Below are 14,554 nucleotides of genomic sequence, written 5' to 3'. Positions count from 1 at the left end.
CGCTCAGCGCCCCAGACCGGCGGCCGGTGCGGGCGCGTCGGTGGCCCCGGCCTCGTAGGCCCGCGCCGCCGCCAGCACGGCCTGCTCGAAGGCGTCGACGCCGGCGGCGACGTCGACCTCGCGCACGTCCTCGCCGGGGTGGTGGCTGATCCCGTCGAAGCAGCGCACGAACAGCATGCCGACGTCGGTGACGGTCGCTAGCGCCATCGCGTCGTGGCCCGCGCGGCTCCACAGGGCGGTCGGGTCGGCGTCGCCGGTGCTGCGGATCCCGTCGACCACGGCCTGCTGCAGCCACCCGGCGCACGGCGCGGCCGCCGCCCGGTGGGTCTCCTGCACCTCGAGGCGCAGCCCGCGCTCGGTGCACGCCGCGTCGAGCACGGCGAGGATCTCGTCCCACGCGCCGTCGCGGGTCGCGTCCAGCGGCGCGCGCAGGTCGAGGCTGAGGTCCACGCGGCCGGCGATCACGTTGACCGCGCCGGGGTGGGCCTCGATCCGGCCGACGGTGGCGATGACGTCGCGCTCGCGGGCCATCCGCTCGATCGTGGTGACGACGACGCCGGCCCCGACGACGGCGTCGCGGCGCCGCTCGTAGGGGGTGCCGCCCGCGTGCCGCGCCTCGCCGTGCACGCTCAGCCGGAAGCGCCGCGCACCGGCCACGGTGGTGACGTAGCCGAGCGAGACGTCGGCCTCCTCGAGGTAGGGCCCCTGCTCGATGTGCGCCTCGAGGTAGCCGACCAGCTCCTCGGGCTGCCGCGCGGCCTCGCCGTTGCGGCGCGGGTCCAGCCCGAAGTCCAGGTACGCCCGGTGCAGCGTCACCCCGTCGCGGTCGCGCAGGTCCCACCAGTCGGGGTCCCACTGGCCCGAGTACGCCTTCGAGCCCAGCAGGGCGGTGCCGAACCGGGTGCCCTCCTCGTCGGAGAACGCGACCAGCTCCAGCGCGAACGGCAGGGTGGCGCAGCGCTCGGCCAGGCGCTCGACGACGGCGACGGCCATCACCACGCCGAGCATCCCGTCGAAGCTGCCCGCGTCCGGCACGGTGTCGAGGTGGGATCCCAGCACGAGCGCGGGCAGTCCCGGCTCGCGTCCCTCGACCCTGCCGCACAGGTTGCCCGCGGCGTCCTGCCAGGTGCGCAGGCCGGCCTCCTGCATCCAGGTGGCCACCAGCGCGTTGGCCGCGGCGTGCTCGGGCGTCAGGTGGGTGCGCTCCAGCCGACCCGGGGTCGCGGTGAACGCGTCGAGCTCGGCGCAGCGCGCCAGCACGGCGGCGGCCGTGGTCGTGCCGCCGGCCGGCGCGGTGGTGCTCACGCGGTCACCTGCTGGGCGTACGCCTCCCGCGCGGCGCCGACGCCGCCCCCCGCGGTGACGTCCGCGCCGCAGCCGCGCAGCACCTGCTCGAGGGCGGCCAGCGTCGTGAGCACGGCGTCGCGCCGCGCGTTGTGGCCCATGGTGCCGATCCGCCACACGCGGCCGTGCAGCGGACCGAACGAGGTGCCGATCTCGATGCCGAAGTCGGTGAGCATCGCGGCGCGCACCGCGTCGCCGGGCACTCCGTCCGGGATCCGCACGGCGACCACGTTGTGCATCTTGTGCGCGACGTCGCCGAACACCTCGAGCCCGAGGCCGCGCACCCCGGCGAGCATCGCCTCGCCGTGCACCCGGTGCCGCTCGACGGCGGTGTCGACGCCCTCCTCGAGCAGGATCCGGGCGCACTCGCGCGCGCCGTAGAGCATGGTCGTGGCCTCGGTGTGGTGGTTGAGGCGGCGCGGGCCCCAGTAGTCCATGATCTGCGCGAGGTCGAGGTAGTTCGACGCGATCCGCACGCCGCTCTCGCGGTCGACGTCGACCTCCTCGCGGATGCCGGCCTCGACGTGGCGGCGGCCGTCGACGACCGCGACCGCGCGGGGCCCGATCGTCACCGGGGCGCTGCCCGACGGCCCGCCCAGGCACTTCTGCAGCCCGGCGGTCGCCACGTCGACGCCCCACGCGTCGGTCTCGAACGCGTTGCCGCCCAGGGTGGCGGTGGCGTCGCAGTAGAGCAGCACGTCGTGGCGCCGGCAGATCTCGCCGAGGTCGGCCAGGGGCTGGCGCATCGTGGTCGAGGTGTCGCCGTGCACCACCGCGAGCACCTTCGGGCGCCAGCCGACGACGGCGGCCTCGACCTCCTCGGGCTCGAACACCTCGCCCCACGGCCGCAAGAGGGTGCGGACCTCGGCGCCGCAGCGCTCGGCGATCTCGACCAGGAGGTGGCCGAAGCGCCCGAAGACCGGCACGAGCACCCGGTCGCCGGGCTCGAGGAGGCTGACCAGCGCCGCCTCGATCCCGGCCCGCGAGGTCCCGTCCACGAGCAGCGTGTGCTCGTTGGCGGTGCGGAACACGCCGCGGTAGAGCGCCATGGTCTCGTTCATGCAGCCGGTCATCGCGGGGTCGTACTGACCGACCAGCTGCGCGCTCATCGCCCGCAGCACCCGAGGGTCGGCGTTGATCGGGCCCGGCCCCATCAGCAGGCGCGGCGGTGGGTGGACCTGGCCGGGCGCGGCGGCCGGGTCGGGCGACGACGTCATGGCCGCGACGCTATGAAACACCGGTTTCGCCGGTGTTTCGTTCCCGAGCCGATGTGTTTCGTGGCCGGCTGGGCCATGATGCGGCCCATGCGGACGTACGACGTGGTGGTCGTCGGGGCGGGGATCGTCGGGCTGGCCGTCGCCCGGGAGGCACTGCTGCGCCGACCCGGCGCGGACGTGCTCGTGGTCGAGAAGGAGCCGCAGGTCGGGGCCCACCAGACCAGCCACAACTCCGGCGTCGTGCACGGCGGGCTCTACTACGAGCCCGGTTCGCTCAAGGCGCGCCTGTGCGTCGAGGGCGCGCGCGAGATGTACGCCTACTGCGAGGAGCACGCGCTGGCCCACGAGCGCTGCGGCAAGCTCGTCGTCGCGCTCGACGCCGCCGAGACCGCCCGGCTCGACGAGCTGGAGCGTCGCGGCCTCGCGAACGGGGTGCCGGGCCTGCGCCGCGTCGACGCCGCCGGCATCCGCGAGGTCGAGCCGGGCGCCACCGGCGTCGCGGCCCTGCACGCGCCGGACACCGGGATCGTCGACTACGGCGCCGTGGCCCGCACGCTGGCCGCGGAGGTCGCGTCGCTGGGAGGCGAGGTACGCCGCGGCGTCGAGGTCACGGGCATCCGTCCGGCCGGCGAGGCGGCGACGCTCGACCTGCGCGCGGACGGCGACGACACCACCCACGTGCGGGCCGCACGGGTCGTCGTGTGCGCCGGGCTGTGGGCCGACCGGCTCGCCCGTCGCGCGGGTGCGCCGGCCGACCCGCGGATCGTGCCGTTCCGCGGGGCGTACCTGATGCTGCGCCAGCGGGAGACGCCCTACGTGCGGGGCCTCGTCTACCCGGTGCCCGACCCGCGGCTGCCGTTCCTCGGCGTGCACGTCACCCGGCACGTCGACGGCACGACCAGCCTCGGCCCGACGGCGATGCTGGTGCCCGCACGCGACGCGTACCGCCTCGCCACCCTGCGCCCCCGCGACCTGTGGGAGACCGCGACCTGGCCCGGCACCTGGCGTGTCGCGCGGAGGTTCTGGCGCACCGGCGCCACCGAGCTGCGGATGGCGACCGGCCCGTCGGCGTTCGTCGCGGCGGCGCGCCGCTACGTGCCCGGGCTCGAGGTGGGCGACCTGTCCGGGGAGACCCGCGCGGGCGTACGCGCCCAGGCCGTCGGCCGCGACGGGCGGCTCGTGGACGACTTCGTCATCTCCGACGTCGGGCCGGTCAGCCACCTGCGCAACGCGCCGTCGCCCGCCGCGACCTCCGCGTTCGCCCTCGCCCGCGAGCTCGCCGGACGCGTGGGGCTGTAGGCCGCCGAGCCCGTCGAGAAAACGCGGACGGCGGTCCAGAAAACGCGGACCGCGTCCGAGGAAACGCGGACGGACGGGCACTCTCGGACGATCCGGGTCCGCGTTTTCTTGCCCGGCGGCGCCACTCGCCCCCGGAACAACCCGCCCCGGTGCGTCGTTGGCCGGAGCGTGACCGGACTCTGGATCCTCCTCGCCGCGGTGGCGCTCGCCGCCGTCGTCGGACTGGTGCGGGCCCGGACCGACGGGCGGTTCGGCGGACGACCCGCCGCGCAGCCCGAGCCCGCCAGGGCCACCCCGCAGGAGCCGACCCCGCAGGAGCCGAGCGCCTGGGACGCGGTGGTCGCGTCCGGCGTCGCCGAGGCGCCCGGCGAGCGGGCGACGCTGCTGCAGTTCTCCTCCGCGTTCTGCGCCCCGTGCCGGGCCACGCGGCGCGTGCTCGGCGAGGTCGCGGAGGTCGTGCCCGGGGTGGCGCACGTCGAGGTCGACGCGGAGCACCACCTGGACCTGGTGCGCCGGCTGAAGGTGGTGCGTACTCCCACCACGCTCGTCCTCGACGCCGCCGGCCGCGAGGTCGCGCGGGCGGCGGGCGCCCCGACGAAGCAGCAGGTCCTCGCCGGGCTCGAGCGGGCGGTCTAGGCGCCGCGAGCCAGCTGCCGACCCCACCCGTGGTCGGGCCGGTCGACGTCGACGACGTCGCCGCGCACGATCGTGCGCACGACGCGGCCGCCGTAGCGCACGCCGTCGTAGGCCGAGATCGGGTTGCGGTGCGCGAGGCGGGCGGCCTCGACGCGGAAGTCGACGGCGGTGTCGTAGACGGCGAGGTCGGCGTCGGCGCCCACCTCGATCCGGCCCTTCGAGCTCAGCCCGACCAGGTCGGCGGTGCGTCGCGACATCCACCGCGACACCTCGGCGAGGCCGATGCCGCGCCGGCGCGCCTCGGCGGCCATCGCGGCGAACCCGACCTGCAGCCCTGAGACGCCGCCCCAGGCCTGCTGCAGGTCGCCGTCCCCGCGGGCCTTCTCCGCGGCGGTGGCGGGGGAGTGGTCGGAGACGACGCAGTCGATGATCCCCGCGCGCAGGGCGCCCCAGAGCTCCTCGCGGTTGCCGGCGTCGCGGATGGGCGGGCAGCACTTGAACTCGGGCGCCGCGTGCGGGATCCGCTCGGCCGCGAAGACCAGGTAGTGCGGGCAGGTCTCGACGGTGACGCGCAGCCCCTCGGCCTTGGCGTCGGCCAGCATGTCGAGGGCCCGCGCGCTGGACAGGTGCAGCACGTGCACGCGCGCCCCGGTCTCGCGGGCGCCGTCCAGCACCAGCCGGATCGCCGCGGTCTCGGCCTCGTGGGGCCGCGAGCGCACGAAGGCGGGGTACGAGCCGCCCGGCGCCTGCGGGGCCGCCGCCAGCACCGCCGGGTCCTCGGCGTGCACGATCATCAGCGCGTCGAGGCGGGCGACCTCCGCGAGCGCGGTGCGGAACTGCCCGGTGTCGAGCGGCGGGAACTCGTCGACGCCGCTGGGCGACAGGAAGCACTTGAACCCGAAGACGCCGGCCTCCCACAGCGGCGCCAGGTCGCCCACGTTGCCGGGCACAGCGCCGCCCCAGAACCCGACGTCGACCATCAGCCGCTCCTGCGCGGCGGCCTGCTTGGCGCGCAGTCCTGCGAGGGTGGTGGTCGGCGGGACCGCGTTGAGCGGCATGTCGACCAGGGTGGTCGCCCCGCCGAGCGCGGCCGCCCGCGTCGCGGAGGCGAAGCCCTCCCAGGTCGTGCGGCCGGGCTCGTTGACGTGCACGTGGGTGTCGACGACGCCGGGCACGACGTACGCGCTGTCCGCGGCCTCCACGACGAGCCCCCCGACCTCGTGGTCGTACGCCTCCAGCGCGGCCACCCGGCCGCCGCGCACGAGCACCGTGGCGGGGACGAACGCGTCCCCGACCAGCACCCGCCGGCCCCGGACGGCGTCGACCCTCACGCGAACCCGTCCCTCACGCGAACCCGGGCACGCTCGCCCAGGCCTGCGGCACCTCGGGCTGGCCCTCGCGGGTGATGGTGGCCTGGATGAGCCCGTAGGGGCGGTCGGCGGCGAGGAACACCTCGCCGGGGTTGTCGAGCCCGAACGGCTCGAGGTCGACCAGGAAGTGGTGCTTGTTGGGGCACGACAGCTTGAGCTCCGCGACCACGCCGTGGCGCTCCAGCACGCGGCGACCCATCTCGAACAGGGTCTGCTGCAGCGCCAGCGAGTGCAGGTCGGCGAACGCCTCCAGCAGCGTCGCGCGCACGTCGGCGAAGAGGGCGTCGAAGTCGAGGGCCTCCAGCTCGTCCTGTCCGGTCGGGGCGTAGCGCCACCACGCGGTCACCGACGTCGCCATGATCCGGTCGTCGGTCTCGGCGAGGGTGGTCCAGCGGTCGCGCGGGAAGCCGTGGAACTCCGAGCCGGTCGACTTCAGCACCACGCAGTCCCTGAGCCCCGACACGACCCAGGTCGCCGGGCCGTCCTTCTGCACGACGCAGGTGCGCACCTCGGTGCCCGTGCGCACGAACGAGTGGTCGTGCGGGGCGCCGTCGACCTCGATCCGGCCCCAGGCGTACGTCTCCGCCTCCCAGCGCCCGCCCTCGACCCACGGGTAGGTGTCGAGGAAGTGCGCGCCGAGGGTCATCAGGAAGTGCTCGGGCGTGCGCACCCCGTGCTGGCGCGCGAAGGCGTACACCGTGTTCTTCTGCGAGTCGGTGGCCACCACGCGGCTGTTGTCGCCGTCGACGTGGCAGGCGGTGAAGTCGCCGCGCAGCTGCGCGGTGACGTTGAGGTCGGTGATCCGGTGCTCGGGCCTGTCCCGGTCGACGCGCACGAGACGGCACTCGGCCTTGCCGTACTGGTTCGTCCCGAGCACGATGTCGCCGCTCGCCATCTCTCAGCTCCCTCGGTAGGTGGTGTAGGCGTACGGGCTCAGCAGCAGCGCCACGTGGACGTGCTCGCTGTCGAGGGCCACGGTCAGGTCGACCCGGCCGAAGAAGGTGTCGCGGTCCGCGGCCGCGAACCACTCGCCGGTGGCGAACGTCAGCCGGTACGCCCCGGGCGCGAGGTCGCCGGCCCACCGCACGCGCCCGTCCTCGTCGGTGCGGGCGTGCTCGAGGGCCGTGCCGTCCGCGTCGGCGAGGGTGACGTCGATCCCGGCCGCGGGCAGCCCGCGGGCGGCGTCGAGGACGTGGGTCGAGCAGGTGGTCACGTCAGGGCCTCCTCGAGGCGCAGCAGCGCGATCTGCAGCAGCTGGTCGGCGACCTCGGCGGTCTCGGTCTCCGGGTCGTTGTCGAGGCGGCGCACGAGCTCGTCGAGGATCTCCTTGCGCGAGCGGCCCGCCGCCCGGATCAGGAAGACCCGCTCGAAGCGCGCCTCGTAGGCCCTGTTGCCGTGCGCGATGGCCTCCTCGAGGCCGGGGTCGCGGGGACCGCGGTCGACGATCGCGGCCTGCTCACGGCGGCTGAGCTCGGCCTCGACGCCCCCGCCCGCGGGCTTCTCGCCGATGCGGGGGTGGTGGGCCAGGGCGGCGGCCACGTCGGTCGACGTCCACAGCACGGCCTCGGCCGCCGCGGCGTCGAGCACCGCCTCACGGCTGCCGTAGGGCCGCCCGGCGACCACCGCGTCGACCCACCAGCCCACGCGGGCCGCGGGGGCGACGACCGCCCGTGCCTCGGCCGCGCCGAGGGCGTTGAACTCCTCGATCCGCACGTCGCTCCTCCTGCCCTGGACCGGGCCCGGCCCCGGTGCGGACGTCAATCTAAGGAGCGCGTGTTTCGCGTGGCGGCCGATGCGTTTCGCCGTTGTAACGGACGTTTCGCCCGGTGGGTCCGGGCCACGGGTCAGGCCACGGGCAGGGTGCGGGCCAGCGCGAGGAGGTCGCGGTCGCGCCCCTGGGCGGCCACCAGGCAGACCCCGCAGGGCAGGCCGTCGGCGGTGCGCAGCGGGACGTTGAGGGCCGGCAGCCCGCCGATCCCGGCGATCGTGGTCAGCTCGAGCATCGTGTCGCGCAGGCGCTGGTCGGCGGTGCCCGGGAACGGCGCGGTCGTCGGGGTGGTCGGCAGGAGCACGATCCGGTCGGCCACCCGGTGCCGGATCTCGAGCCGGATGCCGGTGAGCTCGGCGCTCGCGGCGTTGACGTCGCCGGGGTCGAGGCGGGCGGCGGCCTCGAAGCGGGCGCGCACGTCCGGCGTCAGGGTGTGCAGTCGCGAGGCGACCCACGTCGCGTGCTGCTGCCAGGCCTCGGCCGACTGCAGCAGGGTGAAGGTGCGCCGCCAGGTCGGCAGCTCGCGGCTGCCGAACGGCTCGCGCATCACCGTCCCGAGGCGCCGCGCGAAGGCCTCCACCGCATCGCGCACGTCCGGCGCCGCGAGCGCGAGCAGGTCCGTGGCGAGCACGATCTCGCTGCTCGCCTCCTGCACCGACGGCGGCAGCAGGACGTCGCCGACGACCTCGAGGAGCGCCGGGTCGCGGGTCAGCCAGCCGACGGTGTCGAACGTGGGGGCGAGCGGCAGGACGCCGTCGCGGGCCACGGCGTTGCGCGACGTGCGTACGCCCCACAGGCCCTGCCACGAGGCCGGCACCCGCACCGAGCCCCCGGTGTCCGTGCCGAGCCCGATGTCGACCTGGCCGAGGCTGGTGGCGGTCGCGGAGCCCGAGGTGGAGCCGCCGGGCAGCCGGTGCGGCGCGTGCGGGTTCGGCGGGGTGCCGTAGTGGTCGTTGGCGCCGAACAGGCTCCAGGCGAACTCGTCGGTGCGGGTGATGCCGGTGACGTCGGCGCCGGCGTCGAGGAGCTTCTGCACGGCGCGCGCGGTGCGGGTGGTCGGGGGAGCGGCGGAGAGGTACGCCGGGCTGCCCGCGCCGATCTTCTGCCCGGCGATCGCGAAGAGGTCCTTGACCGCGACCGTGCTGCCCGACAGCGGACCCTCCGGTGCGCCGGTCACCAGGGGGTCGCCGACCACGCGCCACACGCGGGTGTCGATCGCGGGCGGGCTGACGGCGACGTGGGCGGCGGTGACCACCCAGCGCACCTCGAGCGTCCCGTCGGGCCCCTCGACCGCGCGGCACTGCCACAGCTGGGTCTGCTGGCTGCGGCCGCCGCGCTCCAGCTCGGTGGTGGCCGAGACCAGCGCGGCGTCGGTGCCGACGGCCTGCACGTGCAGGTCGACGACGCGGCGGCGGGGCGCGCCGCCGCGGGCCCCGCGGAAGGCGCTGATCCGGTCGTGGCCGACGAGGGTGCCGGCGGCGTCGGTGCGCAGGGTGTCCGGACCCGGCGCGAAGAGCCGGTCGAGCTCCGCGACGTCGTCGGCCATCAGGGCACGCTCGTACGCCCAGAACGCGTCGAGGAGACCGTCGGGCAGGCCGTCGGGGAGGCCGTCGAGGGCGGGGCCGGTGGGAGCGCTCACCGGGGCATCATGGCGTGTCCGGGGCGCCGGGCCGGGGCAGATGCGCGAAGTCGGCGGTCCGGATCCGCGCGTGGACGCCCTTGACCACGTCGACGACCTGCGAGATGTCGAAGTCGGTGGCCGCGGACAGGTAGGCGTACGCCATCGACGGCTCCATGCCGTAGCGCGCCTGCAGCACGCCGATCGCGGCGCGCACGCAGTTCTGCACGGCGACGTCGAGGTCGGGGTCCAGGCCCGTGGGCACGAGGTGCTCCGCGGTCTCCGCGAGCGGGCCGGCGAGCTCACCGAACCGGGCGACGGCCTCCTCCCGGGCGACGACGTCGAGGCGCACGGTGGCGCGCAGGCTCGCCTCCATCGCGGTCAGTGCCACCTCGCCGTCGCCCTGCGCGAAGTGCGGGTCGCCGAGGTACGCCAGTGCGCCGGCCACCTGGACCGGCAGGTACAGCGTCGCGCCGACCGTGAGCAGGTTGATGTCGATGTTGCCGCCGTGCGGGCCCGGCGGCACCGAGTGCGGACGCTCGCGACCCGGGACCGCGACGCCGAGGATGCCGAGGAACGGGGCGAGCGGGAAGCGGGCGCGCGGGGCGGCGGGGTCGGCGTACCCGGCGCTGGTGAGCGGCAGCTCGCCGTACGCCGTGGGCACGCCGTCGGCGTCCGGGTGCTCGGCGGTCGAGGCGAAGGCGGAGAACACGGGTGCGCCGCTGCGGGGGTACTCGTCCGGCAGCGCACCGCGGGCGTGCCGGTTCGACACGACGCCGTACGGCACGCGCGGCAGCGTCTCGAGCACCGTGATCGCGAGGAGGTCGCCGGGCCGGGCGCCGCGGACCTCGATCGGCCCCGTCACCACGTGGGGCCCGTCGACGCCGAAGGTGCGCGGGTGCGAGGTCGTGGTGCGCGCCAGCGCCACCGCGTCGGCCAGCACGCCGTCGGGCTCGACGCCGAAGCGCGCGAAGAACGCCTGCGGGTCGCGCCCCTGGTCCTCGAGGATCCCCTCGTGGCTGAGGGTGTCGACGGTGACCTCCGTGCCGGGGTCGACGCGCAGCACCGGCGCGTCCGCCGCGCACGGCAGCCGACCCCACAGGACGTTCTCGGGGGTGGAGGGCAGGTACGTCGCCGCCCGCACCGGCCCCACCCCCGCGTCCAGCGGGCGCTCGGGCAGCACGTCGACGACAGTCATGCGCGGAGCGTAGGGAGCCCGTGTTTCGCCCGTGTTCCGAGTTGGCACGAACGGCACGGGTGCTGCGCCGAGTTGGCACGAACGGCACGGGTGCTGCGCCGAGTTGCGGGTTGTGCCGCGAACGGGGGTGTCGAGTTGCGGGAACCGCTCAACGTCCGGGCGAGCGGAAGGCGGGGTCGCGGCCGATGATCGCCCGGGGGATCAGCACGATCGCCAGGAGCGCGACGACGAGCGCGAGGAACAGGGACCACTGGGGTCCGGGCCACCGGAACCCGAGGGAGAAGGCGATCGCGTGGACGGTCACGACGGCGAGTCCCCCGTAGCGGAACGCCTGCATCCGTCCGTGCGTGCGGGGGTCCGCCCAGTGATCGGGGTCGTTGCTCAGCCGCCGCACCGCGCCAACCTAGCGGCGCTCGGATCGCCAGGACGAGTGAACGGTGGGGCCGCCGCTCAGTCGAGCGGGCGCATGAGCTCCGGTCGGCCCTGCGACGAGTCCGTGTAGATGACGATCAGGCGGACGACGCACAGCAGCAGGACCCCGAACGGGACACCGATCCCGAGCACGACGGCCGGGAAGGGCAGTCGGCCGAACACGAACAACGCCACGGGGAGGACGAGCACCGCCAGCGCGACGCAGGCGGCGACGATGAGGTACCCGGTCCGATCGTCGTTGAACTGCCGACGGATGTTCCGCTCCAGGTAGCGGCGACCACGAGCCGTGAAGAGGCAGAAGGCGCAGTAGGCGCTCAAGCCGAGGGAGAAGATCGAGAAGACCGCCGCTTCGAGCGCCGAGACGGGTAGCGCCAGCGGTGCCCACGCGGCCCAGAAGAGACCGAGGAACAAGTGGATGTAGAGGCTCCGGCGCTGGGCCCGCAACGCCTTGGCGGTCACGGGTCCGGAACCTACCGAACGATCGCCGGCCAGGTCGCCGAACGCCACATCCCCGAGCAGCCGGATCCGCGAGGCGGTCGCGGGCGGCCGCGCCTCAGTCCAGGTCCACGACCACCGGCGCGTGGTCCGACGGGCTCGACGAGCCCTGCGCGGGGTCGCGCTCGTCGCGGTCGACGAAGGCTCCGGTCACCCGCGACGCGAATGCGGGGGAGCCGAGGACGAAGTCGATCCGCATCCCGCGGTTGCGCTCGAAGCGCTGCCGGTAGTAGTCCCAGTACGTGTAGCCCGCCTCCGGGTCCGGCACGTGCGGGCGGACCACGTCGGCGTACCCGTCGTCCAGGAACCCCTGGTACGCCGCGCGCTCCGGCGCGGTGACGTGGGTCGACTTCGCGAACTGCTTGATGTCGAACACGTCGGTGTCGAGGGGGGCGATGTTCCAGTCGCCGACGAGGGCGGTCGGCTCGTCGCGCCAGCCGAGGGCCGCGGCGCGCAGGCGGGCGAGCCAGTCGAGCTTGTACGCGTAGTGCGGGTCGTCGACCTTGCGGCCGTTCGGGACGTACAGCGACCAGATCCGCACCCCGCCGCAGACCGCGCCGATCGCGCGCGCCTCACCGGCGAGGGGCTCGCCCCAGCCGGGCATCTCGGGGAAGCCGACCGTGACGTCCTCCAGGCCGACGCGGCTGAGGATCGCCACCCCGTTCCACTGGCTGAACCCGGCGGCGGCGATCTCGTAGCCACGGGCCTCGAGCCCCATCACGGGCAGCTGCTCGACCTTGGCCTTCGTCTCCTGCACGGCCAGCACGTCGACGTCGTGCCGGTCGAGGAACGCCTCGACGCGGTCGATGCGGGAGCGGAGGGAGTTGACGTTCCAGGTCGCGATACGCACGGCCGCGAGGCTACGCGGACGCCGCGAAGGTGCCGACGAGGGCCGGGGTCGCAGCGTGCGCGAACGCCACCGCGTCGACCATCGGGACGTCACGCACCCGCACCGCCTCGGAGCCGGCGGCCGTCGTCGCCCGCAGGTCGACGAGCCCCGCGCGGCGCTGGAACCAGGTCTGGTCCAGCACCCAGCCGATGATCCCGTCGACCTCGAGCACCGTGCGTACGCGGGAGTAGCCACCGCTGCCGGCCACCAGGTGCCACGGCTCGCCGTCATCGGCGCGGGTCAGGGCGTGGCCGAGGTTGCGGTACGACAGCTCGGCGCCACCCACCCCCCACGCGGCCAGCAGCACGACGGTGAAGACCGGCGGCCACCACGGACCGGAGAAGCCGATCGTGGCACCGGTCGCGGCCAGGCCGGCGAGGATCGTGAACCACTGCCAGCGCACGTGGGCGCGGCGCCGCGCCCGCGGTCCGTGCCCGCGCAGGCCGACGAGCAGCGGCCCGCGGTCGCGCGGCGTGCCCAGCACGTCGTTGCCGACGGCCAGCACCACCGGGACGGGACAGTGCGGCAGGACCTTCGTGGTGCCCTCCTCGACGCCCGTCGCGAGGGTCGACAGCTGGGCGCCGCCGGCCAGTCGCATGAGGGTCGGCTGGACGACCTCGACGCCACGCACGCGGCGCTCCTCGACGCTGATCGAGCGGGTGGTCAGCAGGCCCGCGGTCAGCTTGAGGGAGGTCTCCCCGGGGTGCTGTCCGGGTTCGCGGGTGAGCTTGAAGCCGAACCAGGTGAGCACGTACCCCACCAGCGAGATCACCAGCCACGCCAGGAGCAGGCCCACGGTCGCCACGACGAGCACGACGACGAGCACCTGCTGCGCGACCCAGGTGGCGGCGTCGCTGACCTGGTCGAGGTCCCAGATCGGCAGGTCGTCGAGGAACTGGGAGGCCGCGCCGAGCGCACCGGCGACGATCGCCAGCTGCGCCAGGTTCAGCGGGGCGAAGCGCAACCAGCTCCAGCTCAGCGAGGCGAGCAGGCGGGGCTCGGGCTGCGGCTCCGGAGCCGGCGGCGGGGTGCCCGGCCCACCGGGGTACGCCCGCCCGCTCGCGGCGCCGGGGTCCCCGGGGGCGGGCGGGTACGCCGAGGAGGTCGCCCGCCGCGGACCCAGCAGCTCGGCCTGCAGCCGCGCCGCCTCCGCGGTGGTCACCACGTCGAGCACGATGCGGCTGTCGTCGACCCCGGTGCCGATCTCGACCTTGGTGACCCCGAGGATCCGGTGCAGCAGCGGCGTCGTGATGTCGACGCTGCGCACGCGGTCACGCGAGGCGGTCTGCCGGTTGCGGTTGACGATGCCGGAGCGCAGCTCGAGGTGGGTCCGGGTCTCGCGGTAGGTCGTCGTCCACCACGGCAGCGCCCCGAGGGTGAACGCGCCGACGAGGGCGACGGGCAGGATCAGCAGCGTCCAGGGCCCCACCTGCGTGCCGACGCCGATCAGCGACAGCAGGAGCGGCACGGCGAACTGCCCCAGCGCCCGGACCGGCCCGAGGATCAGCAGCCTCGCGTCCTGGCGGCGCCAGCCCTCGTCGTCCGCGGGCGCCGAGCCCGGGGGCGGCACCGGGAACGGCTGCTGCTGGGGGAACGGCTGCTGCGGAAAGGGCTGCTGCGGGTGCGCCTGCGGCGGTGGCCCCGCGAACGGCGGCCCCGGGGGCGGGCCCTGCGGCGGGCCCTGCGGCGGCCCGGACGGAGGCTGCGTCGGGAATCCGTCGCTCACGTGGCGTCGTCCGTCGTGCGTGACGTGATCGCGGTGAGGTCGGCCACCAGCTGCTGGGCGAGACCCGCGTCGAGGCACTCGATGCTGATCGGCCCGGCCGCCGACGCAGTGGTGACCGTGAGCGAGCGCAGGCCGAACCCACGCTGCATCAGCCCCTGGCTGGAGTCGACGGTCTGCACCCGCGAGAGCGGCGCGATGCGCTCGTCGATGCTGATCCACCCGGCGCGGGTGTGCACGGCGTCGTCGGTGACCTCCCAGCGGTGCACGCGGAAGCGCACCGAGGGCATCACCAGGGCGTACGCCACGTCCAGCAGCACCAGGACGACCGCGAGCAGGGTGAACCACCAGGGCCGGTCGGTCCACAGCGCCCACGCGATGCCGAACCCGATCGCGACCACGCCCGCCGTGATGAAGGCCCGCAGGCGCCAGTAGCCCACCGCGCGGGGCGAGACCTGGTGCGCCGGCAGGCGCAGCGCGAAGGGCTCCTGGGTGGTCCCGTCGGTGGACCCGTCGGTGGGCGGGGCCGGAGGAGTGGCCGGGTAGCTCATGGGACGACCCTCCC

The 14,554-nt window shown here is 75.1% G+C and carries 15 protein-coding genes; 2 read left to right on the top strand and 13 right to left on the bottom strand.

The window, feature by feature from the left end:
• Positions 1 to 3: 3 nt before the first annotated feature.
• Entirely contained in the window at positions 4 to 1,305 is a 1,302-nt protein-coding gene (locus RDV89_RS00360) for an allantoate amidohydrolase (protein WP_315730461.1), read from the bottom strand.
• On the bottom strand, positions 1,302 to 2,561 hold the full coding sequence (locus tag RDV89_RS00355; protein ID WP_315730460.1) for a pyridoxal-phosphate-dependent aminotransferase family protein: 1,260 nt from the start codon (positions 2,559 to 2,561) through the stop codon (positions 1,302 to 1,304). The genes RDV89_RS00360 and RDV89_RS00355 overlap by 4 nt, the downstream gene beginning before the upstream one ends.
• A gap of 87 nt (positions 2,562 to 2,648) precedes the next feature.
• Between RDV89_RS00355 and lhgD the strand changes: the two genes are divergently transcribed.
• Both lhgD and RDV89_RS00345 read left to right on the top strand, forming a co-directional pair.
• A complete protein-coding gene (gene lhgD / locus RDV89_RS00350) occupies positions 2,649 to 3,860 on the top strand; it encodes an L-2-hydroxyglutarate dehydrogenase (protein WP_315730459.1) in 1,212 nt (403 codons plus the stop codon).
• Positions 3,861 to 4,028: 168 nt separating this feature from the next.
• Positions 4,029 to 4,496 (top strand): thioredoxin family protein, encoded by a 468-nt coding sequence (locus tag RDV89_RS00345; RefSeq protein WP_315730458.1) that lies wholly within the window; start codon positions 4,029 to 4,031, stop codon positions 4,494 to 4,496.
• Here the strand turns inward: RDV89_RS00345 and allB are convergent.
• The 11 genes from allB to RDV89_RS00290 form a co-directional block, all read right to left on the bottom strand.
• Positions 4,493 to 5,827, bottom strand: a complete 1,335-nt coding sequence (gene allB / locus RDV89_RS00340; protein WP_315730457.1) for an allantoinase AllB — start codon at positions 5,825 to 5,827, stop codon at positions 4,493 to 4,495. The genes RDV89_RS00345 and allB overlap by 4 nt on opposite strands.
• Positions 5,828 to 5,840: 13 nt before the next feature.
• Positions 5,841 to 6,761, bottom strand: a complete 921-nt coding sequence (gene pucL, locus RDV89_RS00335) for a factor-independent urate hydroxylase (RefSeq protein WP_315730456.1) — start codon at positions 6,759 to 6,761, stop codon at positions 5,841 to 5,843.
• A gap of 3 nt (positions 6,762 to 6,764) precedes the next feature.
• Complete coding sequence (uraH, locus tag RDV89_RS00330) at positions 6,765 to 7,079, bottom strand: hydroxyisourate hydrolase (protein WP_315730455.1); 315 nt, start codon at positions 7,077 to 7,079, stop codon at positions 6,765 to 6,767.
• Complete coding sequence (uraD, locus tag RDV89_RS00325) at positions 7,076 to 7,579, bottom strand: 2-oxo-4-hydroxy-4-carboxy-5-ureidoimidazoline decarboxylase (protein WP_315730454.1); 504 nt, start codon at positions 7,577 to 7,579, stop codon at positions 7,076 to 7,078. Before uraD ends, uraH begins: the two co-directional genes overlap by 4 nt.
• A gap of 131 nt (positions 7,580 to 7,710) precedes the next feature.
• Entirely contained in the window at positions 7,711 to 9,273 is a 1,563-nt protein-coding gene (locus RDV89_RS00320) for an AtzH-like domain-containing protein (protein WP_315730453.1), read from the bottom strand.
• A gap of 7 nt (positions 9,274 to 9,280) precedes the next feature.
• Entirely contained in the window at positions 9,281 to 10,450 is a 1,170-nt protein-coding gene (locus tag RDV89_RS00315; protein ID WP_315730452.1) for an acetamidase/formamidase family protein, read from the bottom strand.
• Positions 10,451 to 10,598: 148 nt separating this feature from the next.
• On the bottom strand, positions 10,599 to 10,844 hold the full coding sequence (locus RDV89_RS00310; protein WP_315730451.1) for a hypothetical protein: 246 nt from the start codon (positions 10,842 to 10,844) through the stop codon (positions 10,599 to 10,601).
• Positions 10,845 to 10,900: 56 nt separating this feature from the next.
• Positions 10,901 to 11,341: a hypothetical protein gene (locus RDV89_RS00305; protein WP_315730450.1), complete on the bottom strand. Its 441-nt coding sequence runs from the start codon at positions 11,339 to 11,341 to the stop codon at positions 10,901 to 10,903.
• A gap of 94 nt (positions 11,342 to 11,435) precedes the next feature.
• Positions 11,436 to 12,227 (bottom strand): exodeoxyribonuclease III, encoded by a 792-nt coding sequence (locus RDV89_RS00300; RefSeq protein ID WP_315730449.1) that lies wholly within the window; start codon positions 12,225 to 12,227, stop codon positions 11,436 to 11,438.
• Positions 12,228 to 12,237: 10 nt separating this feature from the next.
• Complete coding sequence (locus RDV89_RS00295) at positions 12,238 to 13,992, bottom strand: PH domain-containing protein (RefSeq protein ID WP_315730448.1); 1,755 nt, start codon at positions 13,990 to 13,992, stop codon at positions 12,238 to 12,240.
• Complete coding sequence (locus RDV89_RS00290; protein WP_315730447.1) at positions 13,989 to 14,540, bottom strand: PH domain-containing protein; 552 nt, start codon at positions 14,538 to 14,540, stop codon at positions 13,989 to 13,991. Before RDV89_RS00290 ends, RDV89_RS00295 begins: the two co-directional genes overlap by 4 nt.
• Positions 14,541 to 14,554 lie beyond the last annotated feature (14 nt).

Origin of the sequence: Nocardioides imazamoxiresistens, assembly GCF_032378595.1 — a bacterium.
Taxonomy (GTDB): Bacteria; Actinomycetota; Actinomycetes; order Propionibacteriales; family Nocardioidaceae; genus Nocardioides; species Nocardioides imazamoxiresistens.
The sequence above is the reverse complement of the archived record's forward strand: the minus strand, read 5'-3'. Positions and strand labels throughout refer to the sequence as shown.

Excerpts from the sequence above, each read along its gene's own strand:
- RDV89_RS00355 (WP_315730460.1), bottom strand. The coding sequence starts at position 2,561 with ATGACGTCGTCGCCCGACCCGGCCGCCGCGCCCGGCCAGGTCCACCCA.
- lhgD (WP_315730459.1), top strand. The coding sequence starts at position 2,649 with ATGCGGACGTACGACGTGGTGGTCGTCGGGGCGGGGATCGTCGGGCTG.
- pucL (WP_315730456.1), bottom strand. The coding sequence starts at position 6,761 with ATGGCGAGCGGCGACATCGTGCTCGGGACGAACCAGTACGGCAAGGCC.
- RDV89_RS00315 (WP_315730452.1), bottom strand. The coding sequence starts at position 10,450 with ATGACTGTCGTCGACGTGCTGCCCGAGCGCCCGCTGGACGCGGGGGTG.
- RDV89_RS00290 (WP_315730447.1), bottom strand. The coding sequence starts at position 14,540 with ATGAGCTACCCGGCCACTCCTCCGGCCCCGCCCACCGACGGGTCCACC.